We start from the raw sequence: 24,263 nt of genomic DNA, 5'->3' as shown, positions 1-24,263 counted from the left end.
GAATTAGTTAGAAATCAATCATTGCTTTATAATTAAATACCGTAATCACTAATATGAAAAAAAAGGTCTTTAGCAGTTTCTTAATTTTATTAATAACCTGTTTTTCAGTTTCTTACGCTCAAAATATAATTGATTTTAAGAACGCCAAAGTTAGATACACGGGCCGGATTGGCATGAAAGGCGACGCTGCGGAATTAACATGGACGGCATCGTCGGTAATTGTCAATTTTACCGGTACATCTGCCAAAGCAACCCTGCGGGACGATTCCGGCAATGACCGGATAGACATAGTGATTGACGACAAAGTAACCACCACGTTGCAACCCACAACAGAGAAAAAAGAATACGTGTTAGCCGCCAATTTGCCCGCTGGCAAACATAAACTGGAGCTTTTTAAGCGAACGGAATATGATATGGGCCGCCTGTACTTTTATTGTTTAAATATTGACGGACAGTTACTTAACCCGCCAACATATAAGTATCGGATAGAGTTTTATGGCAACTCCATTACTTGCGGCTATGCCATTGAAGATACTGCCGGTAAAGACAGGGGTTCCGCGGAATTTGAGAACGGGTTTAAAGCCTATGCAAATCAAACCGCCCGCAATCTAAATGCCGAGGTAAATATTATTGCCAAAAGCGGTATTGGGGTCATTATAAGTTGGTTTAATTACGTAATGCCCGATATTTATGATAGGGTGGCCGCTAATGACAAACAACCTTTATGGAATTTTAAAAAATATACACCTGAGGTTGTGGTAGTTAACCTGTTTCAAAATGATTATTGGCTGATAGCTAATGCACAACATGAGCAGTTTAAGGCACATTTTGGCAGCACACCACCCACGCCTGAATTTATTATTAAGGGCTACCAGGATTTTATTAGTAAAATCAGAATTAAATACCCCAAAGCGACGATTATCTGTGCGTTAGGGAGTATGAATGCTACCGAAGACAAATCACCGATGCCTGGCTATATCGAAAAAGCAGTTGCAGGTTTAAATGATCGAAATATCATTACCCATTTCTTCCCCTACAAACAAACGCCCGGCCACCCCAGCGCGAAGGAACAAACTGTTATGGCAGAGGACCTTACAGCATTCATCAAAAGTACAATGAAATGGTAGAGCTTTAACAACTGTAAAAAGTTGTCAAAGGTTCCTGCATTAATCGCCAACTTTTTGCTGATCGGGAAGTTCATTAGGGCCTGGTATGTTGGTATCCTTACCATCGGCAGTTCCCTCGACATAGCTCTGTTCAGGTTGCTTTTGAGCCTCATTATCAGTATTTTCAGAATCAGATGCACCCGTCTTTGTGGCTTCGTTAGCCTGGGTATAATTAGATTGACCAGACTGGTTGGGATCTTTAAAATTAGAGTTTTCCGGGTGCTCTTCAGAAGGTTCCGTCCTGCTAAAATATGCGTTAGAATATCCCGCATTTTGCGATGGGTTATTTTTATCATCGCCCGATGGTGTATTATTGTTTTCGCCAAAGCGCTGGCCTCCGGTTCCTTCAGCTTCCATATCTGGCTCATTAGCAGACTTTTCTTCGCTTTTCCCAAATAGGAAATTTCGTTCTAAATCCTTTTGCTCCAAGTTACTATCGTCATCTACCTGGTAGGCGGTTGGTTTTTTATCTTCATTATCTATTGACATGATATTTATAGTTTGATGTAACTAATAAAGGATTGGCAGAAACAATTGTTTGTAATTTACACAGTATCTATACGTTTAATTTATTATGCTTGCATAGTATTTTTAATCTTTAAATAACCTAATTTTACCGAAACCAATTATAAAACATGAATAAAGTTGTGAGCGGTGCCGATGAGGCCATCCGCGATATAGAAGACGGCATGACCCTGATGTTAGGTGGCTTCGGCATGTGTGGGCTCCCCGAAAAGTGCATCCTGGCACTCGTTAAAAAAGGGGTCAAAGATTTGACTTGTATTTCTAACAACGCCGGGGTCGACGACTTCGGGATAGGTCTTTTGCTGCATCAGCACCAGGTTAAAAAAATGATCTCATCGTACGTTGGCGAGAATGCAGAGTTTGAGCGCCAGTTGTTGAGCGGCGAATTAGAGGTTGAACTGATCCCTCAGGGGACTTTAGCAACACGCTGTATGGCAGCCGGTTATGGGATGCCTGCTATATTCACCCCGGCAGGGATCGGCACCGAAGTAGCCGAAGGAAAAGAGATCCGCAATTTTAACGGGAAGGATTACCTGATGGAGATGGCTTTTGATGCCGACTTTGCTATTGTAAAAGCCTGGAAAGGAGATAGGTTAGGTAACCTGATTTATCGGTCAACGGCCCGTAACTTTAACCCTGTTATGGCCATGGCCGGTAAGATCACCATTGCAGAGGTGGAAGAATTGGTTGAACCCGGTGAACTCGATCCGGATAATATTCATACCCCCGGTATCTATGTGCACCGCATATTTAAAGGGGAGAACTATGAAAAAAGAATTGAACAACGAACAGTAAGGAAGAGGGACTAATCATGTTAGACAAAACAGGCATCGCCAAACGCATCGCCAAAGAGATAAAAGATGGTTATTATGTTAATTTGGGTATAGGCATACCTACGTTGGTTGCTAATTATATACCTGATGATGTGGATGTTATCCTGCAATCAGAAAATGGTTTGTTGGGCATGGGCCCTTTCCCTTTTGAAGGTGAAGAGGATGCCGATACCATAAACGCGGGTAAACAAACCATCACTAAGCTACCTGGTTCGGCTATTTTCGATTCGGCAATGAGCTTTGGCATGATCCGCGCCAAAAAAGTTAATCTGACTATATTAGGAGCAATGGAGGTATCAGAGAATGGCGACATTGCCAACTGGAAAATTCCCGGCAAAATGGTAAAAGGGATGGGTGGCGCTATGGATTTGGTAGCATCAGCAGAAAACATTATCGTAGCCATGCAGCACGTAAACAAAGCGGGAGAGTCTAAACTGTTGCCCAACTGCACCTTACCGTTAACAGGCATCAATTGCGTCAAAAAAATAGTGACGGAACTGGCTGTGTTAGATGTGCTCCCCGAAGGAGGTTTTAAGCTATTGGAACGCGCGCCGGGGGTGAGTGTAGAAGAAATTATAAAAGCAACCGCAGGCAAGCTTGTTGTGGAGGGAGAGATACCCGAGATGATTGTCTGAACTCAAATTCAAAGAGTCTATTGAATTTATAAAATGCGACAATGATTATTACAATACTCTGTAAATTCTTAATTTTCATTAATTCTGGTTCAGATAAATTCCCCCTATATTTACCGCTATGAACCATTTGATAGCACCATCAATTTTAGCTGCCGATTTTGCAAACCTGCAGCGCGATGTTGAAATGATGAATAATAGCCAGGCCGACTGGATGCACATCGATATTATGGACGGTATGTTTGTGCCCAACATTTCTTTCGGTTTCCCGGTGATGAAGGCGGTCAAAAAATATGCAACTAAGCCGTTAGATGTGCACCTAATGATTGTAGACCCCGATCGTTACCTAAAAGCCTTTGCCGATGCCGGAGCGTACAGTATTACCGTACATTATGAAACATGCCCGCATTTGCACCGCACTGTACAGGCTATTAAAGAATTAGGCTGTAAGGCATCCGTAGCCATTAACCCGCATACCAATACACTACTATTGAAAGACATTATTGCAGATTTAGATATGGTATTGGTGATGTCGGTAAATCCGGGTTTTGGGGCGCAAAAATTCATTGAACATACTTACACCAAAATTACCGAGGTGAAGGAAATGAGTGCCTTAACTAATCCACATTTGAATGTAGAAGTTGACGGGGGAGTAGATATTTCTAATATATCCAGGCTGATGGCCGCCGGTGCCAATGTATTTGTGGCGGGCAACTCCGTATTCTCGGCAGCCAATCAGACAGAAGCTATCGCGCAACTAAAAAATGCTAAGTAATTTTTTATATATCTCCTGTTATTGCTTCTAACTAAGCTTAGATCACCAACTGTAAAAAATTGCAAAAAAAGCCTATTAAACTTGTCGGATTTATTAACTTCGGCACGTCAAAATACAAAATTGATAATACAATAGAATTACAAATTCGCTAACATTATGAAACATAATTTCGGTGCCGGCCCCGGCATTTTACCCCACGAGGTCTTGAAACAGGCTGCAGCCGCAGTAGTTGATTTTAACGGAACAGGTTTATCATTGCTGGAGATCTCGCATCGCTCGCCGGAATTTGAAGCAGTGTTGGATGAGGCCGTAAAGCTTGTTAAAGAATTGTTTGAAGTGCCGGAAGGTTACTCGGTATTATTTTTACAAGGCGGCGCAAGCACACAATTTGCATTAGCACCATATAATTTGTTACCCGAAGGCGGCAAAGCTGCTTACCTGGAAACAGGCGTATGGGCCAACAAAGCGTTAAAAGAAGCTAAATTCTTTGGCGATGTCGAGGTTGTTGCTACATCAAAAGAAAGTAACTTTACTTACATCCCTACCAATTATAAAATACCGGAGGATGCGGCGTATTTCCACATCACTTCAAATAACACCATTTATGGTACGCAGATGCATCATTTTCCTAAATCGCCTATTCCGGTGGTTTGTGATATGTCGTCAGATATATTTAGCCGCAAGGTTAACGTAGCCGATTTTGGTTTGATCTATGCAGGCGCGCAAAAAAACATGGGCCCTGCTGGTGTAACATTGGTAATTATTAAGGACGATCTTTTAGGTAAAACAGGCCGTAAGATCCCCGCTATGTTTAACTACCAAGTGCAGATAGAGGGCGGATCAATGTATAATACACCTCCTTGTTTTGCTATATATGTTTCGATGTTAACATTGAACTGGTTAAAATCTAAGGGTGGTGTTGCCGAAATTGAAAAAGAGAACGATGCGAAAGCAAAGGTACTTTACCAAGAAATTGACCGTAACCCATTATTTAAAGCGGTTGCTGCCACAGAAGACCGCTCACATATGAACGTTTGTTTTGTTTCTGAAAACCCGGAGCACGAAAAACCATTCCTTAAACTTTGTGACGAAAAAGGAATAGTTGGCCTTAAAGGCCACAGAAGCGTAGGTGGTTTCCGCGCTTCGATATACAATGCATTGCCAATCACCAGCGTTTACGTGCTGATAGAAGCCATGCAGGAATTTGCTGAAAAGAATAAATAAAATAGTTCACTGGTTAATTGGTTCAATTGTTCATTAGTATTGACGAGGCGAACCAATAAACTGATGAACAAATGAACTATTGAACCAAATAAGATGATCAAAATATTAGCCAATGATGGCATCGACCCGATAGGTCAAAAAATGTTAGAGGACGCGGGTTTCTTTGTTGAAACTAAAAACATCCCGCAGGATGAACTGCCTGTGCGTTTACAGGAGTTTGACGCCATAACCGTACGTAGTGCTACCAAGGTACGTGCTGCTTTAATAGATGCCTGCTCAAACCTAAAGCTGATAGGCCGTGGTGGGGTAGGTGTTGATAATATTGATGTGGATTATGCCAAATCTAAAGGTATAGGCGTTTACAATACCCCTGCATCATCGTCATTATCTGTAGCTGAATTGGTATTTGCCCACTTGTTTACAGGCGTACGTTTCCTTGCAGACAGTAATCGCAAAATGCCGGTTGAAGGCGCAACCAAATTTAACGATCTTAAAAAGGCTTATGCCAAAGGTATCGAGCTGCGCGGTAAAACATTAGGCATCATGGGCTTTGGCCGTATCGGCCGCGAGGTGGCGAAAATTGCCATTGGTGTAGGTATGGATGTGATCGCTTATGACCTCTACCCGTTCAACCCGGAAGTTGAAATTGTATTAGGCGGTGGCACAAAAGTAAACGTTACGGTAAAAACGGCCACGTTAGAAGAAGTGATCAAACAATCAGATTTTATTACCCTGCATACGCCTTTTATAGACAAACCTTTGTTTAGCGCTGCAGAATTAGCACAGACTAAAAAAGGGGTAGGGCTGGTAAATATATCACGTGGTGGCCTGATCAATGAAAGCGACCTGCTGGATGCTTTGAACAGCGGGCAGGTATCGTTTGCTGCTTTAGATGTATTTGATAATGAGCCTACGCCAAACCAGGCAGTATTATCACATCCCAAGGTCTCTTTAACACCGCACATTGGTGCAGCTACTAACGAAGCGCAGGAACGTATCGGTGTTGAACTTGCCAGTTTGATAATAGGGCACTTTAACAAGTAATCGTTACATGTTTCAAAAAAATGCCCGGCGGATTTGCCGGGCATTTTTTGTTTATTAGTAAGGGTTATAGTTATTTCTTTGCCTGCGCTATCACTTCATTGTTCAAACGCACGTATTCGTCCGTTTTGGCTGCTGTTGCCAATTTAACGCCCTCTTGAGCGGTGGTTATAGCACCGGCCTTATCACCTTGTCTAAGCTGAACCCGCGCTTTCCACAGTTTGGGCACAAACGGGGGGAAGTTTTTGTCTTTCTCCAATTCGGTTGCCCAAGCTAAGGCTTTTGTCATATCCTTATTATTGTTGTAATAGTATATAAGGGCTTCGTAATAAGGCTTTTTATCTGTGCTCATAGCCGAATCTATCCGTGCCATTACTTTAGTGTCTATATCAGTAACCATATGCACGGTAAAACCACTACGTTCCCACATCATTTTCAAATCGCCCGTGGTAGGCGCAATGTTAGCAAAAGCCAATGTCATGGTTTCTGTTAAAGCCGGCAGATGCTCGGTTTTAACCTTAAAGCGTAAAAAATCGTCAGTTTGTTTATAAGAATAGGCGCCCCATTGTTTTGACTGCTTGCTCAGGATTATTGTCCATTCGCTTTCACCGGGTACAGTAAACAGGCCGTATTCGCCAGCAGGTACTTTGTTTCCCTCTAAAATTATATCGTCGCTGAACTTTATTACCGTAGCCGAGTTGGCGCCCGTACGCCAAACCGTGCCGTAAGGCTCCATTCCGCCAAATATTTTCCGGCCTTTTAAGTTGGGGCGTGAATAGGTTAAGTTAATCGTACCCAAGCCAAAACCCTGTGTAACTGTTTGTGCAGAACTGGGCGGCGGGGCTAATTGTGCGTAACCGTTAGTAGCTGTTGCCAACAGCACCACGGTGCAAAACTGAGTATATAATCTTTTCATTATTTGGGGTTTAATTGATACTAAGATATTGAAAATTCAAAAGCATAATTTACTTTCCCTGTATAAATAAAATCCTATTTTTGCAGCAAGTTCAAATCACGTTAGTATGTGATTGGTTTATCATTCCTATTTATTAAAATTTAAATCATAGTTGTAGATGATTAGTATTACACTTCCCGATGGTTCCGTTCGTCAGTATGACAAAGGCATCACTTCCATGCAGATAGCATTATCTATCTCCGAAGGTTTAGCACGTAACGTATTGGCAGCCGAGGTAAACGGCGAGGTTTGGGACGCAAGTCGCCCGATTGAAGCCGATTCCATGGTTAAATTATTAACCTGGAACGACCCAAAAGGTAAGGCCACCTATTGGCATTCGTCCGCCCACTTGTTGGCCGAAGCTTTAGAGGCTTTATATCCTGGTACCAAATTTGGTATCGGCCCGGCTATTGAAACCGGCTTTTATTACGACGTTGACTTTGGCGACGAGACCTTATCATCGGACGATTTTAAAAAGATCGAGGATAAGATGATCGAGTTGGCTAAAACCAAAAATGAATATATTCGTAAACCGGTGAGCAAAGCCGACGCGATTGCATATTTTACAGAAAAAGGCGACGAGTACAAGCTCGACTTGCTTAAAGATCTGCCTGATGGCGGAATCACCTTTTACACGCAAGGTAACTTTACCGATCTTTGCCGCGGCCCACATATCCCTAACACGGGTTTTGTAAAAGCAGCAAAATTAATGAGCCTTGCCGGTGCCTACTGGCGTGGCGATGAAAGCCGCAAACAGCTTACCCGGATCTATGGCGTAACGTTCCCTAAGGCAAGTGAACTGACCGACTACCTGCACCTGATAGAGGAAGCTAAAAAACGCGACCACCGCAAATTGGGTAAAGAACTGGAGCTATTTGCATTCAGCGAAAAAGTGGGCATGGGTTTACCGTTATGGTTGCCAAAGGGTACAGCCTTGCGCGAGCGCCTGCAAAACTTCTTGCAAAAGGCACAGGTAAAGGCAGGTTACGAGCAAGTGATCACACCGCATATCGGTCACAAGAATCTTTATGTTACATCGGGCCACTACGAAAAATATGGTGCCGATTCATTCCAGCCGATAAAAACCCCGCAGGAGGGAGAGGAGTTCTTTTTAAAACCTATGAACTGCCCGCATCACTGCGAGATCTATAAAACTAAACCACGGTCTTACAAAGATCTTCCGGTTCGTTTGGCAGAGTTTGGTACGGTTTATCGCTATGAGCAAAGCGGCGAATTACATGGCTTAACCCGTGTACGTGGCTTTACGCAGGATGATGCGCATTTATTTTGCCGCCCGGATCAGGTAAAGGATGAATTTAAAAAAGTTATTGACCTGGTATTGTATGTATTCAACGCTTTGGGTTTTGAAAACTATACCGCACAGGTATCATTACGCGACCCGGAAAATAAGACTAAGTACATCGGTACCGACGAGAATTGGGCTTTGGCAGAAAGCGCCATTATTGAAGCCGCTGCCGAAAAAGGCTTGACTACCATTGTAGAATATGGCGAGGCAGCGTTCTACGGCCCTAAACTTGATTTTATGGTGAAGGACGCCTTGGGCCGTAAATGGCAGTTAGGCACCATACAGGTAGATTATAACCTGCCCGAGCGTTTTGAACTGGAATATACAGGCAGCGATAACCAAAAACATCGCCCGGTAATGATCCATAGGGCACCGTTTGGGTCGATGGAGCGTTTTATTGCTGTATTGATTGAACACTGCGCGGGTAATTTCCCGCTTTGGTTATCGCCGGAGCAATTTATCATCCTGCCCATATCTGAAAAGTATGAAGATTATGCAAAAAAACTTTCAGATGAGTTAAAAGATTCCGATATTTGCGGGCTGATTGACTTCAGAGATGAAAAAATTGGTCGCAAAATACGCGATGCTGAAGTTAAAAAGATCCCTTATATGCTTGTCGTGGGCGAAAAAGAGGCCGCCGAAGGGTTAGTTTCGGTACGTAAACACGGTACAGGCGATTTAGGGAGCATGAGCATTGAAGAATTTAAACAACAAATAATTAAAGAAATAACAGTATAACTTGGCTTTAAACAAACCTTTCAACAGAGGACCAAGGCTACCTTTTAAGAAAAAAGAAGCCGAACACAACATCAATCAGTTCATCAGGGCACAAGAGGTGCGACTTGTAGGCGATAACGTTGAGCAGGGTGTATTCTCATTAAGAGATGCATTGGCTATAGCGCAGGAGCAAGAACTTGACCTGGTGGAGATATCTCCAAACGCTAACCCTCCCGTTTGTAAAGTAACTGACTATAACAAGTTTATTTACGAGCAGAAGAAGAAGCTTAAAGAGATCAAGAGCAATGCCAAGCAAACAGTAATAAAGGAGATCCGCTTTGGGCCTAATACGGATGACCATGATTTTGACTTTAAATTAAAACATGCCACCAAGTTTTTAGAAGCCGGCGAAAAAGTAAGGGCTTACGTACACTTTAAAGGCCGTGCAATTGTTTACAAAGAGCAGGGTGAAATTTTACTGTTGCGTTTTGCACAGGCATTAGAAGAAGTAGGTAAGGTTGAACAATTGCCGAAGCTTGAAGGAAAGCGGATGTTTTTAACCGTTGCGCCTAAGGCACTTAAGAAGTAACTATTACATATCATGGCATAGAATTATGCCGGAGTTATTGAAAATAAAACGTTGAGATAACGTTAATTATCTAAAAACAAATAAATAGAGTTATGCCAAAAATGAAAACCAATTCCAGTGCAAAAAAGCGCTTTAGGCTTACTGGAACCGGTAAAATTGTTAGAAAAAATGCATACAAAAGCCACATCTTAACCAAGATGTCGACAAAACGTAAGCGTAACCTTGGTCACACCAGCTTAGTATCTAAGGCTGACATGGGTAACGTTAAACGTATGCTTTGTATCGGCAAGTAATTAATTAATTTTTTAACCAGGTATTTAGCGTACAGAAGCTCCCGAAAAGGACACCTAATACCAAAAACAACACAAAATGCCACGTTCAGTTAACGCAGTCGCGTCGAGAAGACGCCGGAAAAGGATCATGATCCTCGCCAAGGGTTATTGGGGATCAAGAAGCAAGGTTTATACCGTTGCAAAAAACACAGTAGAAAAAGGTTTACAGTACGCTTATCGTGACCGTAAAACCAAGAAAAGAGAATTCAGAGCATTATGGATACAACGTATAAATGCTGGTGCCCGCCAACATGGTATCTCTTACTCACAGTTAATAGGTAAATTAGCTGCTAAAGAAATCGGTTTGAACCGTAAGGTATTAGCTGATTTAGCAATGAACCACCCTGACGCTTTCAAAGCGATCATTGACGCAGTGAAATAAGAAGAAACCAAAAATTCTTTATATACAGAAGCGGCCTCCAGAATTTTTCTGGAGGCCGTTTTTAGTTGTATTGCCTTTGGGTTGTTAATTAGTTAGTTAGTTAACCAGTAATGCTTTGCGGTGTTAAGAGCGATAACCACGACAGCATTATTTATTACAAAAACATTACTTCACGCTGTAATAATAAGTTTGCCGGCCAAGCTTCCCGTTATCATCAAGTCCCTCTAAAACAATGCGGTAAGTGCCCTTTGTATCGCCGTTAAAATAGTCTACAGAAAATTTACCTTCGCTATCGGTAGTTATATCTGGTTTCCAATAAATGCCCGAACGTAGATTAGGGGTACCGGTATTTTGCCCGGCTGCATATTTGGGTGCATAATATTTGCGCGCTACATGGAAGCCCTTAAAAGGATAAGTAATTATACCCTTAGCTATTTCGCTGGTTACAAACTTACCTTCACTGCCTATTTTATTAGTGATTATTAAAGCACCACCTTCTACGGACGCTCCATAAATAGACCTTGACCCGGCAGTTATCAATGTTTCGATACTTAGCACATTGTCGGCCACTACATTATTCAATTCCGAACCCGGTAGTTGAACACCATCAACAATGATCACCATATCTCTGTTCACACCACGTGATGTGTTTACCGGCGTACCGTCAGCTTTAAAAGTAACGCCGAACAGTTTTCCCCTTAAGCAATCGGCAATATTTACGCAACCCACCAATTTGTCACCCATCAGAACCTGGTCGGCATTCCCGGCACCATGTAAGTTTGAAGACCTTGTAAGCAATTGTGATTTACTACGCTTTGCTTTGACTACAACTTCTTTTAAAACGGTTGTATCTGTCCCTACAGAACTTTTAGTGGTAAATAGCAACAATGGCGAAGTTGTGTAAGATCCTGATATAAGTCTTATATTATCTATCTCCGCCGGATCATAAGCAGCAAGGTCGCTTACAGTCATCCTCAAACCATTTACTGATACAGCTAAAGATCTACCCTCATACGTTAGTGTCCCATCCTGAGAAAAAATTCCGGGTATGGCCCAACGTGCGGCTTCCTGTAAAGAATTTTGAAGTTTTATCCGACTTACATCTATTAATCTTTCAGGTAAAACACCGTTCATGTTAAATCTATCAGGTTTAGCGATCCTTTTAGCAGTTACGGTAATTTGCGGTAAAGTGGATCGATATTTAATCGAATCAGCTTTAAGTTGTTCTTTATAGACGGAGGTTTTAAACAATGGATCAGTATTATTGAAATCAATTTGGGCCGTTGTGACTTTTTCTTTCAATACTACCGGGTAATTTGGCAGTTTTACCAAGATAAATACGTTTTTCCCACCCTTTTCTTTGCGGGCCTGCAGTGCGATCTTAGCGGTATCGGTTAAGCTTAATTTATCAAATTTGAAATTACCGGCTGCATTAGCAATGGTATCAGCAAAAAAGCCTTCCCGTGTAGAGGTAAGCGACACTTTACTGTTTGGCACCGGAGCACCCGATAACGTTTTTACTGATCCCTCGAGGCTTAAGTATTGTTCTGCATCGTAAGCTGGTTTTGCAGGCGGGTTATTTAACGCACGCCATTCAAATTTACGATAGCCTTGTGTTAACATTAGTATATCTAATTCGGCCAGCTTGTTGGGTGTTTGCCTGTTAAAATAATAATTTGGTTTTTCAATGTAACCTTTAAGGTCAGATTTTAGCAACAAATGGCTGTAAATACTACCTTCCGCATCTTCGTCAACGCCAACGCGGCTTTGGTTGATAACAGCCATTGAAAAAGTGCCTGCTACAGCGGCACCCTCCGCGTTTGTTATGGTAAAGGTTAAACTGTTGTGGTCTCTTGGATGGGCTATTTTCACGATGCTACTTGCTCTCATCTTCAAGGTATCATCGTTAGCTATAAATACAATACGTTCACTTATAGGTTGGCCGCTGTCATCAAACAAAGTAAACTGTACAATGCCACACGGAAACCTGTTTTTTATAACCGAGGCTGTAAAGGTCGGCTCATTTAACTTGCCGGAGGTTGTATAATATATTACACCGCCGCTTTGTGCTATTAAATAAAAAGCACTGTTTTGCCTGGCCTGGAATAGTTGACTATTTGCCGAAATTTTAACCACGAGGCTATCTTGAAGGCTGTTATTTATTTGCATGATGTAACCCGCGTCTTTGGCCTTTGGTAAAGCAACGCTCAAAAGGCGTCCACCACTCAGCTTAATTTTGGCCGTATATATTTTACCTGCTTGCGGCAGTAGCGGAAAGATGCCCATACCCGCATGCTTAGTTTCAAATTCGGCAACAGCAATGTTATTGTTATCCACTATACTGCCGGTTACATTTTCTGATAAACCGTTTGGCTTTACCACTTTGAACGCTACTTTAGAACGCAGGCCATTCACCAGTTCGCCACCTTCGGGCATAAATTGTACATCAGGATCTACTTCGGCAGTTTGATTTGTAGTTTCCAAAGTTAAACTGCCGCCTATATTTAATGATTGATCATAAAAATATTCCGCACCGGCATTGCGCATCCAATTGGTGTAGGCGCGCAGATGATAATTGCCGCGTTTTACGCTTGTCGATAGCGAAAGATCTCCCCAGGTATTGCCTGAGTTTATTTCGGAAATTACACGGCTTACCACAGAATCTGCCGAGTTGACCAATTCGGTATAAAGAACCCCGCTTATGTCTGAAGGTTGGCCGGCTTTACCCGTTACTACATATGCTTTAAACCATAATGTATCACCGGGTAAATAATTTGGCTTATCCAGATGCAGGTATACTTTTTCTATTGGAAGTGCTTCTGCTTTTGCATTATAAGAGATGGCCGCTTTGGCTAAAAACGCAGTATCTTTTTGAGCTAATACAGGTAAGCTGGTTATTGCTATTATTGTTATAGAAAATAAAAAGGAAATTGTGATTCTCATCGTAAGTTTTGGGTTGGGTGAATTTACCAAAAGTTTCTAAAAAGAATATCGTAAAGGGTTTTTATTGTTCCTATGGTTATAAACAATTTGAGCATACGCTCACGAGATTTTCGATTTATATATCACTAAAAAAGCCCCTCAACGATTATTGAGAAGCTTTTCACATCTATTTTTTTCTTATACCAACAGACAACTATTCATAAACTACGTAGGTATCGTCAATATCCATATACTGCTTAAAATTTCGCACATCATCGTCAACCATGTTTTTAAATACTGGGTTAAGAATGTGCGCGATGCCCCCACCAAAGCCACCTGCGGGCGGGCGATATGATATGATGATATCTACGAGTGTTCCGTTGCCATCGGGGCTATCCTGAAAACGTACTTTTCCGGCATTATCTATCAAAGAATCTGGCAATGAACTCCAGCCAATACTATAGCCGGGCTCGTCCTTTACAATCTCGGCATCCCAACTTACTTTTGGTAAACCCACAGGCAGTTTCAATACCCAATGCGAACGGGTATCATCTATAAGGTCTACACTTTCCAGATGTTTCATAAACAGCGGCAAGTTGTCCAGCTTCCGCCAAAAATCATAAACCTGCTGGCGGGGCTTATCTATCAAAAAGGAAGAACGGATATTTACATTCACCGGTTCTGTAGAGTTACGGCCCATACGCGAATATAATTCGCAATGGCCGGTAATACCGCGGTTAAGCAAGTAACCACCGGCACCCAGTTTAATGATACTGCTAAAAGGACTTTTAAAGATCCCCTTAAAGCCGGATAAAGCCAATTTGACACCGGTAGCTATCGATACCGTACGCTCGGCTTGCGACAGGTTAATACTTTCCTGCTCGGCTGCCACACCTTTATATCTTTGCTGTAATGCTAAACTTGTCATAATTTGTCTGTTTTAAAGTGAACAGTTAAATTACAGAGGGGTTTGCGTTTAGCCTGTTTTATTTTCCTTTATCGTAAGTAAATTTAAATTTAGTTAAATCGGGCAGATACTTTTTAGGGCGGCTTAGTTCATATTGATAAAGCAGTTGGCCAATATTTTTAAGAAAGGGAAGGCATACCGTTTCGTATTCATACTTATCATCGTTGTAGATGCCGTCTTCGTTAGACTGTACTACGGCGGTAACCAGAAACTCTACCTTGTTTTTAAAATCAACAATGTAGGAGTTGTCGATATCGTACCCGTAGGAGTCGCCGGGTTTGTTAAAGATCCTGATATCCGGGTTAATTACAGCTGTACTATCGCCACCATAAAACAGGAACTTACAATATGCAGGATAGTATTCCGGCGGGTTATAGGTGGGCTTACTGCTTTCTGTAGGGAACATACTCATATTCCGATATATAAAATTATAATCGTTCGCAGTTAGGTTAAAACGCTGCGATTTAGGGAACGCCTGGGGGAATAATAAACGCTTTAATACCATTTGCTGATCCGCAATGGGGTAAACATTCTTATCACTAAAATCAAACGGATGCATGACCAGTTGGTCATTCTTATCCAGGTAGCCCTTACCCTGCATCGTATTATCCAGATGCATAGGGTAACTATTCGCATCTAAGCCGGCTGGCTGATGATAAATCAATTTATCGCCCTTATAAAAATCTACCGGGTTTGTATTCTTGGCACTTTCGCCACCGTCGCCAACAGCCAGCCTGCCAATGATGCGGGTATTGTTCAACTGGTATTTCTTCAACTTTTTATTGATCTCACTGCGACCGATAAATTCGTACAATCGATTGTAAGCATCGTTATCACTTACCAGTAATATTTTTTTGATGTAGTTGGCAACTGTTGGAAAACCGTTCACCGACGAGCTGTCTTTCACTACTTTAGTTTGCCCTTTAAATAAACTGTCTGTAAGCATCTTAAGGTCTTTATTTAAACCCTTTATCTTCAATTCATTCAGTTTTTCTAACGCGAAAATAGCCGTTGGCAGTTTAACGGTACTGGCCGGATAAAAATACCGCCTAGGATTTAACCGATAACTAAACAAAGTAAAATGCGGGACGTTATTTTTGTCGCGATCTATTTTCGTATAAAGTATCTGCACCTCGTTTTGGGTAGGGTGACTTAAGATCCCGCTAAACATGTCGGGATGTGACAATAGCATTTGCTTTAAAAATACCGTGTCGGGCTGTTGCGCTTTAGCGGATAACATCGTTGCCAATATTGCAAGGGTTAAAAATTGCTTCATTAGTATAAATATACAATGTTAGTTGCGGTTATTAATACTTGTGGTACCTTTGCAGCGCTTTAGGTTTCTGTGGCGAAGCATTTTCAAAACAGGATTAAAAGGGAATACAGTGTAAATCTGTAACTGTCCCGCAGCTGTAAGCTCTATTAACCAGGGTTCATTCTTATTGTCACTGTTCGTTGTCAAACGGATGGGAAGGCAGAGCCAAGGGGAGCAAGTCAGAATACCTGCCTCAGCATTATATTATTCATAGCTTTCGTGGATTGAAGCCTGGATGTGAATGCCTTCTGCAAGCAGTGTATTTCCATTCCGTATTTTTTCGCCTCTGGCTGTGTTGTTTAAAAAACAATGAAGCAGATCTGTTTACCCGGTTTATATAATTCGATACCTGCCAAAAAATGGTTAGTTATATTAACTTGTTTTATTGCGACCAACACTTTTGCGCAAAGCGATACAACCAAAAAGCTTAAACAAGTAATGGTTACAGGCAACTTAGCGCCTAAAGTTGAAACCCTTACACCAACACAGCAATTAAGCAGAACAGATTTCACCCGCTACAACGCATTCAACGTTGCAGATGCTATCCGTAACTTCTCGGGCGTTAATATTAAGGATTACGGCGGTATTGGTGGATTGAAAACCATATCGGTGCGCAGCCTGGGTGCCAACCATACCGCTGTACTATTTGACGGTGTGCAACTGAACGATGCCCAAAACGGACAGATAGACCTAAGCAAGTTTAACCTGAGCAACGTACAGGAAATAGCCTTGTTTATCGGCCAGCCCGAAAACCTGCTGCAACCGGCGCGTTCATTTGCATCTGCAAGTGTACTAAGTATTAAAACGGTTAAACCGGTGCTGACACAAAGCAAACTGTATCAGGTGCAAGCCGGAATCAAAAGCGGATCTTTTGGGCTGGCAAATACTTACCTGCAATGGCAGCAGCGCATTAACAAGCAATGGGCTATAATAGCTAATGCGAATTACGTTTACGCCAACGGCCGGTATAAATATAAAGTTGATGGAGATGGGTCTGATACGCTGGCAGTGCGCAGAAATGGCGAAGTTAAATCCATTCAAACAGATGCTGCATTATACTGGACAAAAAGCGACAGCAACAAATTCAACATTCACCTCAACTATTATGGCGCCAACCGAGGCCTGCCGGGCGCGGTGATATTTTATAACCCTTATTCCAGTCAGCGATTAGAGAATAATGACTTTTTTGTGCAAGCTACTTACGAACGTACATGGAACAGCAGCTTGCAATTGCTGCTAAACTCCAAACTGTCGCAGGTAAAAACACGCTACCTTGACCCGATTTTTTTTAATCAGCAGGGTTTTTTAGATCAGCACTACATCCAAAAAGAAGAATATCAATCGGTAGCATTAGCTTATCAACTAACCAGCAATTGGAAAATATCTTATTCGACTGACGCTTCCCTGATCAAAATGGACGCAGATATCTATAATTACGCCTATCCATCGCGATTTACTTTATTAAATGTGTTGGCAACGAATTACCGCAAAGGTAAGTGGCAACTGCAGGGAAACTTGCTATATACCTACCTCAAAGAGACGGTAGAAAGAGGAAGCACAGATCAACCGCGATCGGTATTATCGCCTACCTTAATGGCAACTTTTAAACCCTTACCAGATAGTAATTTTGAGGTAAGAGGCTTCTATAAAAGCATCTTTAGGCCGGCCACATTAGATGAGCTTTACTTTTATGCCATTGTACCGCGCGCCATTAAACCGGAGTTTGTAAAACAGTACAATATGGGTTTTACCTGGACTAAGAACTTAAATAACTTATTGGATTACATTACGTTAACTACAGATGCCTATTATAACGATGTAACTAACAAGATTCTTGCGGTGCCTAATCAAAACCCGGCTATCTTTTCGTTCAGCAATATTGGTAAGGTCGCTGTAAAGGGAATTGACATTGGCTTAAAAACACAAACACCCCTGCACAACAACTGGCGCGGATTACTAAGCGCAAACTTTACCTACCAGCAAGCCACAGATAAAAGTGACCCTACATCCTCCAGCTATAACAACCAGATCCCTTACACTCCTAAAAACACGCTTGCCTTAAACGCAGGTGTAAATTATAGGCGGGTAGGGGTTTGTTACAATCAAATCTTATCAACGGGCAGGTATTACACCGGCAACAATACGCCCGACTATTTCGTGCCTGGTTACGCTATCAGCGATGTATCTGCCGCATATAAATTCGTTACCGGCAAGTTGCCTGTCTCGGCATCTGTTGAGGTTAACAACCTGTTTAATGAAAACTACGCCATTATCCGAAGTTTCCCAATGCCGGGGCGCTCGTACCGTTTATCTTTTCAAATAACAATTTAATATATAACTATGAAACAATTTCAACTCAAAACACTGTTAGCAACCGTCACCATTATTTCTATCTTATTTTCCTGTAAGAAAGATAAGAACGTTTTGGTAGATCAACCGGTAGCAACCGCCGGGGTATATGTGCTCAACCAAGGTAACTTTGGTGCTAACAACAGTTCGTTAAGCTTTTTTGACTACACCGCTAAAACAACAACGTCCGATCGCTTTAATGCGGTTAACGGAACTAAACTGGGCGATACCGGTAATGATGCAAAGATCTACGGATCTAAAATGTATATTGTTGTAAACGTATCCAGTACTGTGGAGGTAGTTAACGCTAAAACAACAAAATCCATCCAGCAGGTAAAAATGTTTAACGGAACAGTTGGCCGCCAGCCACGTTATGTGGTATTCAACAAAAACAAGGCATTCATATCATCTTATGATGGTACGGTCGCGATAATGGATACCACTACCTTAGCTATCGAAAAATACATCACCGTAGGCCGCAACCCCGAGCAAATGGTGGTATCAAACGGAAAGCTATATGTTGCAAATTCCGGCGGCTTAAGTTTTGGAAATCCCGATAAAACTGTGTCTGTCATTGATTTAAACACCCTTATCGAAACTAAAAAAATTACTGTAATTGCCAACCCGGTAAGTATGGCTGCAGATAGTTACGGGAATGTTTATGTGTTATCGGCAGGTGATTACTCCTCAATTTTACCTGGTATGACCATTATTGATAACGCTACCGATGCTGTTAAAACAACAAGCACAACGTTATCGGGCGCGTATGGCACCTCGATAGTTGTAAGCGGAGATTTTGCCTATTTCCTTACGTCAGATAATAAAGTTGTAGTATACAATGTGAAAACACAAACGGTAGCTAAGACTAACTTTATTACAGATGGCACAGCTATTAAAACGCCGTATAGCATTGCTTTTGACAGCACTACAGGAGAAGTATTTGTTGCAGACGCAAAAGATTACGCCTCAAACGGACAGCTGTTTGCCTTCGATAAAAATGGCGTTTTAGAAAAGGCTAAAGGTTACCCGGTAACAGTTGGAATTAATCCTGGCACCATCGTGTTCGTTAACAAATAGCATTTTATATTACAGGCTATTATCAATAAATTTGCGCTACATTCAATTATATGTCTTCACAGAAAACTAACATCCGTACATCATTGCTCATTTTAATGGTGATCGTAGCAATGGCTATGCGCCTGGTAAATACTCAATTTTTATGGTTAAGCAATTTTACCCCCGTTGGTGCTATCGCACTGTTTGGCGGCACGTATTTTACGGATAAGTGGAAAGCCTACGCCGTACCGATTGCAGCACTTTTTGTGAGCGATATGCTGATCAATTACATGTATACCTCTAAGTTCATCGTATTTTACAGCAGTTCGCTATGGATGTATAGTTGCTTTGCGATGATGGTATTTATAGGCACACTCATTAAAAAAGTAAACGTTGCTAACGTTGCCGTCGCTTCTATTGCGGCTGTGCTGGTACACTGGTTAATTATGGATTTGCCATTTTTATACGGCACGATGTACACCCATGATTTGAAAGGTTACGGAGTTTCGTTAGTGGCAGCTATCCCATTTGAAAAAAATATGCTGATAGCCGATGCCGTCTATGGCGCTATTTTATTCGGCGGATTTGAATTAGCAAAAAGCAAATTCGAGGTATTACGGCCCCGCAAGGAATTAGCTTTGTAAGCTGATCTATAAAATTTCAGAAAAGCGGTTGACCAATGGTTCAACCGCTTTTTTTGTTTGCACACCAATTATTAACTTAGTTAAAAATCCACCTTGTAGAGCAATTAAACATGAAAAGAATAGTAATACTTACTGGGGCCGGAATAAGTGCGGAAAGTGGCTTAAAAACCTTCAGAGACAGCGATGGCTTGTGGGAGGGTTATAACATTGAAGATGTTGCTACACCCGAGGCCTGGGCCCGCAACCCGGAATTAGTGCAGTCCTTTTATAACGAACGCCGGAAATCTGTTTTGGACGCAAAGCCTAACGCAGCTCACTTAGCGTTAGTACGATTGGAAGAAAAGTACGATGTAACAATTATCACACAAAACATAGATGATTTGCACGAGCGTGCCGGTTCAAAAAAAGTAGTGCACCTGCATGGCGTTATTACGCGGTCGCAATCAAGTATCAAGGCAAACTTGACCTACCCGATTGAAGGATGGGAAATAAAAATGGGGGATACCTGCGAATTAGGTTCACAGCTGCGCGCGCACGTAGTTTGGTTTGGCGAAGCTGTGCCGATGATAGAAAAGGCAGCGCAGCTTTGCGCCGAAGCCGAACTTTTTATTTTGATAGGCACCTCTCTTGCGGTTTACCCGGCTGCCGGTTTGATGGATTACGTGCCGCGCGATGTAACCAAGTACATCATCGACCCAAACATACCCACAGCAATTAATCGCCGCATTGTTGAAATGCCTTACAAAGCAACAGTAGGGGTACCCATGTTGGTAGAAGAGTTGCTGGCGAATGAACATTAAAAGTTTAGAAAAATCACTAATTCATTCATTCGCTAAATCACTAACTAAAATGATTCCTTGCATTTTTAACTGGAGCGGCGGTAAAGATAGTGCATTGGCGCTATACCACTGTTTGCAAAATCCAACTTTAGATATTCGTTACCTGGTTACTACTATTAATGATACCGCCGACCGGATCTCGATGCATGGGGTGCGGACAGAATTACTGGTACTGCAGGCGCAAAGCATCGGCATTCCGCTTTACCAAATCCGCTTGCCGGAGATGCCAGACACGGATACTTATGGCAAAATAATAAGTAGTCATTTAGCACAATTCAAATTGGAGGGAATCACACATTCCATCTACGGCGATATTCATTTGGAAGACCTAAAAGCCTATCGGGACCATCAGTTGGCCGGCACCGGATTAACCGGAATTTACCCCCTTTGGAAACGCGATACAAACGAATTGATTAACGAATTTTTAGATCTTGGATTCGGTACCGTGATTGCCTGCGTTAGGGCCGATTTGAAAGTATTTGCCGGTAAGGAAATAACCCAAGAGCTGATTAAAAACTTGCCGGTAGGGGTAGACGTTTGTGGCGAAAATGGGGAGTTCCACACTTTTGCATTTAAAGGGCCTATTTTCAAAAAAGAGGTTAAATACAAAACGGGAGAGCTGGTCATTAAGCAATATCAATCGCCCAAAAAAGATAGCTATTCAGACGATCAGGAAAAATTGTCAGAATTTTGGTTTTGTGACCTGTTACCGGCTTAACCTCCCATTTATTTGGCTAAATTAAGTGCCAAATTAAAAATTTAAGAATTTCATAATAAATTTGATTTTCAAGTACTTGCGATGACAAATTAAACTATCAAATTAAATTATGCCAATTTTAGTATCCTAAAAAAGTGAAATAAACATTTATTTACAGAATATTATTCTGTTTGAATAATAATTGAATATTAACTACCTATTTTACAGATATTTACGATCAATAGTTATACCTGTAATATGCATCTTTAAAGTCTTTAAGCATTGCTGCAAACCGCTCTTTAACGGTGTTCAGAAAGGCCTCATCAAGTAATTCAAAAACACTGTTTACGCCATCCGTCAGGTCCATTTCAGGCAGTTTATAAGTTTGCTCTAAAGCGCCTTTTTCAATTTTAATAATAAACTTGGAGTTCATGCTCAGGATAGAAATTTTAAAATCAGGGTGCGGTAATTCGGCAATAATTCTCATGTAATAAACTCTATTTTAAAAACCCGCTTAGTGGGTTAATTCCATTTAAAGTACCCTGGGTTTCGATGATAGCGAAACGGGCGAAAAGCTCTTCGCTGTACCAGCCTTCACTACGTGTCTTTTTGATCACCTCAGCATGCTGTTTACTACCATAAGCAAAGGCCTTCATCGCTTCAAAATTTTCCCATATAGAAAAAGTTGCCTGCCTGTAAACCGGCGCTTCGCCAACGCCGATAGAGGTGATATAGCCTGGCGCATCAACCATCAAATTTGCTATATCATCTACATTAGACCAGAAGTTTTTTAACCGGCTCATTTTTATAGTGGCACGGGTAAGCACCGCGATAGGGCCTTGGATAATTGCAGAGTTGGGTTGGCCAAAAGGTTCTTTACCATCCCACTTACCATGGCTTTGCATGGGCTGGCACAAAATTGTCCAGCTTTCAGTACCCAACGTGCTCCACCATTTACTTACAAGAGATTTTTGGGCAAATTGCTCATAGCTATTCCGGTCATCCCAAACAGCTAACAGGCCCCATTGCTGCCAGTCGGGCTGCAAATCAAAAGTGCCGTTACGGCCACTGCCTAGCAATTTCCAAAAACTGCAGCCATCCTGCAACATCATTGGCAGGCGGTGTAATGCCATTGCCAGGAGGGCAAACGGCACAAAGGCTTTCCGGTAACGTACTATTGTGAGGCTTACAATCATCTACTGCGAAATAAAATATTAAATATGATATTTAACTTATTTACTTTCAACACGCCATTGTTACTTTTGCTTTATGGCAGAGGATTTAAAAATAACCGTATCGGCAAATAAAGAGGAGCAGTATCAATCATTAATTCCGCAGATTGAGGGTTTATTGCACAGCGAAACCGACCTGATTGCAAATATGGCAAACGTTTGTGCCGCCTTAAAAGAACAGTTTAAATGGTTTTGGGTTGGCTTCTACCTGGTGAAGGATAGTGAATTGGTCTTGGGTCCGTTCCAGGGACCTGTCGCCTGCACCAGGATTGCTAAGGGGCGCGGGGTTTGCGGTGCAGCATGGGAGCAGGCGCAAACGCTTATTGTGCCGGATGTGGAAGAGTTTCCCGGGCATATTGCCTGCAGTTCGTTATCCCGTTCAGAGATCGTGATCCCACTGTTTCGTAATCACGAAGTGATTGGCGTGCTTGATGTCGACAGCTCTGAATTAAATGAGTTTGACGATACTGATGAACTTTATTTAACACAGATAGTTAAGCTGATCAACTTTAATGACTAAGGTTTATTTGATATCGGGTTTAGGCGCCGATAAACGTTTGTTCAAGAACATTATTTTGCCTCAAGGCTTTGAGATAGTGGCCGTTGATTGGTTATTACCAGATATCAAAAGTACGTTAAGTGATTATTCACAACTAATTATAAATCAGTATCGTATTGATTTCGGTGCTGTTGTTATTGGCGTATCATTGGGTGGAATTATTGCGACCGAAATAGCAAAACGTGTTAGGCTAAAAGCCGTAATTTTGATATCCAGTATCAAAACTGAAAGCGAAGTCCCCAAGTATTTTAAATTTTTTAAGAATGTGCCCGTTTATACAGCTATTCCCGATCAGTTGATGACGCATGTCGGCTTTTTAATAAAACCAATCTTTGGCAAAATGAACACTGAAGATTTAAATTTATTTAAAAGTATGCTTCGCGAGTCTTCTCCGATATTTATGAAATGGGCGATGAAAGCAATTTTAAATTGGCGGAACGATACCGTGCCAGCAAATTTATTTCACCTCATTGGCGATAAAGACCTCGTTTTTCCTTACAAAAACATTAAAGAACCTACGGCGATTGTTAAAGGTGGTACGCATATCATGGTATTTGACAGGGCTGATGAGATCAATAGGTTATTAGCCGGTATTTTGAATAATGAAACTGCCTGAAAGTTATTATCACAACCCGGATGTAGTTGCCTTAAGCCGCGATTTGATAGGCAAATACCTTTTTACTTGTATAGATGGTAACCTGACCGGCGGATATATTGTTGAAACAGAAGCCTACGCGGGGATCATCGACAAAGCTTCGCACGCCCATGGTGGCCGGATGACACCACGAACCAAAACCATGTATTTACAAGGTGGCGTATCGTATGTTTATCTGTGTTATGGTATCCATGAAATGTTTAATATCGTAACGTCAGTAGACGGCCAGCCGCACGCTATTTTGATCCGCGCTATCCATCCTACAGATGGACTGGATATGATAATGGCCCGCCGCGATATGGATACGTTGAAACCTAATATCACCAGGGGCCCGGGATCTGTAGCCAAAGCTTTAGGCATATCGCGCAACATAAACGCCATGAGTCTGCAAGGCGATACCATATGGGTTGAAGATAGAGGTTTAACTTTCCCCGATGTTGAAGTAGTCGCCGGGCCGCGTGTGGGTATTGACTATGCAGGCGACGATGCCTTACTCCCTTACCGCTTTTATTTGAAGGAAAATATTTTTGTGAGTAAACCCAACAAATAAA

Annotated in this window: 25 protein-coding genes and 1 riboswitch; of the genes, 18 read left to right on the top strand and 7 right to left on the bottom strand. The window is 41.8% G+C overall.

Annotated elements, in window-relative coordinates:
- Window positions 1-53 precede the first annotated feature (53 nt).
- A complete protein-coding gene (locus IDJ76_RS03390; RefSeq protein WP_191160715.1) occupies window positions 54-1,127 on the top strand; it encodes an SGNH/GDSL hydrolase family protein in 1,074 nt (357 codons plus the stop codon).
- Window positions 1,128-1,166: 39 nt separating this feature from the next.
- On the opposite strand, the gene IDJ76_RS03385 is transcribed toward IDJ76_RS03390, so the two are convergent.
- Window positions 1,167-1,655, bottom strand: a complete 489-nt coding sequence (locus IDJ76_RS03385; protein WP_191160713.1) for a hypothetical protein — start codon at window positions 1,653-1,655, stop codon at window positions 1,167-1,169.
- Between the two features lie 146 nt (window positions 1,656-1,801).
- On the opposite strand from IDJ76_RS03385, the gene IDJ76_RS03380 reads away from it, so the two are divergent.
- The 5 genes from IDJ76_RS03380 (at window position 1,802) to IDJ76_RS03360 (ending at window position 6,199) form a co-directional block, all read left to right on the top strand.
- Entirely contained in the window at window positions 1,802-2,500 is a 699-nt protein-coding gene (locus IDJ76_RS03380) for a CoA transferase subunit A (protein ID WP_191160711.1), read from the top strand.
- Between the two features lie 2 nt (window positions 2,501-2,502).
- Window positions 2,503-3,159 (top strand): 3-oxoacid CoA-transferase subunit B, encoded by a 657-nt coding sequence (locus IDJ76_RS03375; protein ID WP_191160709.1) that lies wholly within the window; start codon window positions 2,503-2,505, stop codon window positions 3,157-3,159.
- Window positions 3,160-3,277: 118 nt separating this feature from the next.
- Window positions 3,278-3,931 (top strand): ribulose-phosphate 3-epimerase, encoded by a 654-nt coding sequence (rpe, locus tag IDJ76_RS03370; RefSeq protein WP_191160707.1) that lies wholly within the window; start codon window positions 3,278-3,280, stop codon window positions 3,929-3,931.
- A 156-nt stretch (window positions 3,932-4,087) separates the two neighbouring features.
- Window positions 4,088-5,155, top strand: coding sequence for a 3-phosphoserine/phosphohydroxythreonine transaminase (serC, locus tag IDJ76_RS03365; RefSeq protein WP_191160705.1), 1,068 nt, complete (start codon window positions 4,088-4,090; stop codon window positions 5,153-5,155).
- 93 nt (window positions 5,156-5,248) lie between these two features.
- A complete protein-coding gene (locus IDJ76_RS03360; protein ID WP_191160703.1) occupies window positions 5,249-6,199 on the top strand; it encodes a D-2-hydroxyacid dehydrogenase in 951 nt (316 codons plus the stop codon).
- 70 nt (window positions 6,200-6,269) lie between these two features.
- On the opposite strand, the gene IDJ76_RS03355 is transcribed toward IDJ76_RS03360, so the two are convergent.
- Window positions 6,270-7,112 carry a DUF2911 domain-containing protein gene (locus IDJ76_RS03355; RefSeq protein WP_191160701.1) on the bottom strand — a complete coding sequence of 281 codons (843 nt, stop codon included), beginning with the start codon at window positions 7,110-7,112 and terminating at the stop codon, window positions 6,270-6,272.
- Window positions 7,113-7,269: 157 nt separating this feature from the next.
- Here IDJ76_RS03355 and thrS point away from each other — a divergent pair, with 157 nt between their 5' ends.
- From thrS to rplT, 4 genes are all read left to right on the top strand, one after another.
- Complete coding sequence (thrS, locus tag IDJ76_RS03350; RefSeq protein WP_191160699.1) at window positions 7,270-9,195, top strand: threonine--tRNA ligase; 1,926 nt, start codon at window positions 7,270-7,272, stop codon at window positions 9,193-9,195.
- Window position 9,196: 1 nt separating this feature from the next.
- The gene (gene infC, locus IDJ76_RS03345; RefSeq protein ID WP_191160697.1) at window positions 9,197-9,763 is read left to right on the top strand and encodes a translation initiation factor IF-3; all 567 of its coding nucleotides are present in this window, start codon (window positions 9,197-9,199) and stop codon (window positions 9,761-9,763) included.
- A 92-nt stretch (window positions 9,764-9,855) separates the two neighbouring features.
- Window positions 9,856-10,056, top strand: coding sequence for a 50S ribosomal protein L35 (rpmI, locus tag IDJ76_RS03340; protein ID WP_191160695.1), 201 nt, complete (start codon window positions 9,856-9,858; stop codon window positions 10,054-10,056).
- A gap of 76 nt (window positions 10,057-10,132) precedes the next feature.
- The gene (gene rplT / locus IDJ76_RS03335) at window positions 10,133-10,477 is read left to right on the top strand and encodes a 50S ribosomal protein L20 (RefSeq protein ID WP_067193249.1); all 345 of its coding nucleotides are present in this window, start codon (window positions 10,133-10,135) and stop codon (window positions 10,475-10,477) included.
- Between the two features lie 165 nt (window positions 10,478-10,642).
- Here the strand turns inward: rplT and IDJ76_RS03330 are convergent, their stop codons facing one another.
- From IDJ76_RS03330 to IDJ76_RS03320, 3 genes are all read right to left on the bottom strand, one after another.
- Window positions 10,643-13,420: a hypothetical protein gene (locus IDJ76_RS03330; protein WP_191160693.1), complete on the bottom strand. Its 2,778-nt coding sequence runs from the start codon at window positions 13,418-13,420 to the stop codon at window positions 10,643-10,645.
- Window positions 13,421-13,613: 193 nt separating this feature from the next.
- Window positions 13,614-14,327: an SRPBCC family protein gene (locus tag IDJ76_RS03325; protein WP_191160691.1), complete on the bottom strand. Its 714-nt coding sequence runs from the start codon at window positions 14,325-14,327 to the stop codon at window positions 13,614-13,616.
- Between the two features lie 58 nt (window positions 14,328-14,385).
- Window positions 14,386-15,642 carry a serine hydrolase gene (locus tag IDJ76_RS03320; RefSeq protein ID WP_191160689.1) on the bottom strand — a complete coding sequence of 419 codons (1,257 nt, stop codon included), beginning with the start codon at window positions 15,640-15,642 and terminating at the stop codon, window positions 14,386-14,388.
- 44 nt (window positions 15,643-15,686) lie between these two features.
- Window positions 15,687-15,891: riboswitch (cobalamin riboswitch) on the top strand.
- Between the two features lie 99 nt (window positions 15,892-15,990).
- Between IDJ76_RS03320 and IDJ76_RS03315 the strand changes: the two genes are divergently transcribed.
- The 5 genes from IDJ76_RS03315 (at window position 15,991) to IDJ76_RS03295 (ending at window position 21,287) form a co-directional block, all read left to right on the top strand.
- Complete coding sequence (locus IDJ76_RS03315; protein ID WP_191160687.1) at window positions 15,991-18,012, top strand: TonB-dependent receptor plug domain-containing protein; 2,022 nt, start codon at window positions 15,991-15,993, stop codon at window positions 18,010-18,012.
- A 9-nt stretch (window positions 18,013-18,021) separates the two neighbouring features.
- Window positions 18,022-19,107 (top strand): YncE family protein, encoded by a 1,086-nt coding sequence (locus tag IDJ76_RS03310; protein ID WP_191160685.1) that lies wholly within the window; start codon window positions 18,022-18,024, stop codon window positions 19,105-19,107.
- Window positions 19,108-19,157: 50 nt separating this feature from the next.
- On the top strand, window positions 19,158-19,730 hold the full coding sequence (locus IDJ76_RS03305) for a DUF6580 family putative transport protein (protein WP_191160683.1): 573 nt from the start codon (window positions 19,158-19,160) through the stop codon (window positions 19,728-19,730).
- Window positions 19,731-19,840: 110 nt separating this feature from the next.
- Window positions 19,841-20,530 (top strand): SIR2 family NAD-dependent protein deacylase, encoded by a 690-nt coding sequence (locus IDJ76_RS03300; RefSeq protein ID WP_191160681.1) that lies wholly within the window; start codon window positions 19,841-19,843, stop codon window positions 20,528-20,530.
- Window positions 20,531-20,579: 49 nt separating this feature from the next.
- A complete protein-coding gene (locus tag IDJ76_RS03295; RefSeq protein WP_191160679.1) occupies window positions 20,580-21,287 on the top strand; it encodes a Dph6-related ATP pyrophosphatase in 708 nt (235 codons plus the stop codon).
- Window positions 21,288-21,504: 217 nt separating this feature from the next.
- Here IDJ76_RS03295 and IDJ76_RS03290 read toward each other — a convergent pair whose 3' ends face one another.
- Both IDJ76_RS03290 and IDJ76_RS03285 read right to left on the bottom strand, forming a co-directional pair.
- Window positions 21,505-21,753 (bottom strand): hypothetical protein, encoded by a 249-nt coding sequence (locus IDJ76_RS03290; RefSeq protein WP_191160677.1) that lies wholly within the window; start codon window positions 21,751-21,753, stop codon window positions 21,505-21,507.
- A gap of 10 nt (window positions 21,754-21,763) precedes the next feature.
- Window positions 21,764-22,462, bottom strand: coding sequence for a DUF3291 domain-containing protein (locus tag IDJ76_RS03285; RefSeq protein WP_191160675.1), 699 nt, complete (start codon window positions 22,460-22,462; stop codon window positions 21,764-21,766).
- A 73-nt stretch (window positions 22,463-22,535) separates the two neighbouring features.
- Here IDJ76_RS03285 and IDJ76_RS03280 point away from each other — a divergent pair, with 73 nt between their 5' ends.
- From IDJ76_RS03280 to IDJ76_RS03270, 3 genes are read left to right on the top strand one after another with little or no spacing between them, the layout of a single operon-like run.
- Window positions 22,536-23,018: a GAF domain-containing protein gene (locus tag IDJ76_RS03280; RefSeq protein WP_191160673.1), complete on the top strand. Its 483-nt coding sequence runs from the start codon at window positions 22,536-22,538 to the stop codon at window positions 23,016-23,018.
- Window positions 23,011-23,673: an alpha/beta fold hydrolase gene (locus tag IDJ76_RS03275; protein WP_191160671.1), complete on the top strand. Its 663-nt coding sequence runs from the start codon at window positions 23,011-23,013 to the stop codon at window positions 23,671-23,673. The genes IDJ76_RS03280 and IDJ76_RS03275 overlap by 8 nt, the downstream gene beginning before the upstream one ends.
- Window positions 23,660-24,262 (top strand): DNA-3-methyladenine glycosylase, encoded by a 603-nt coding sequence (locus IDJ76_RS03270; RefSeq protein ID WP_191160669.1) that lies wholly within the window; start codon window positions 23,660-23,662, stop codon window positions 24,260-24,262. The genes IDJ76_RS03275 and IDJ76_RS03270 overlap by 14 nt, the downstream gene beginning before the upstream one ends.
- Window position 24,263: the final 1 nt, after the last annotated feature.

It is taken from the genome of Mucilaginibacter glaciei (assembly GCF_014773245.1).
In the GTDB taxonomy this organism is placed as follows: domain Bacteria; phylum Bacteroidota; class Bacteroidia; order Sphingobacteriales; family Sphingobacteriaceae; genus Mucilaginibacter; species Mucilaginibacter glaciei.
Note: the sequence above shows the minus strand (reverse complement) of the source record. Positions and strands in the feature narration are given on the sequence as shown.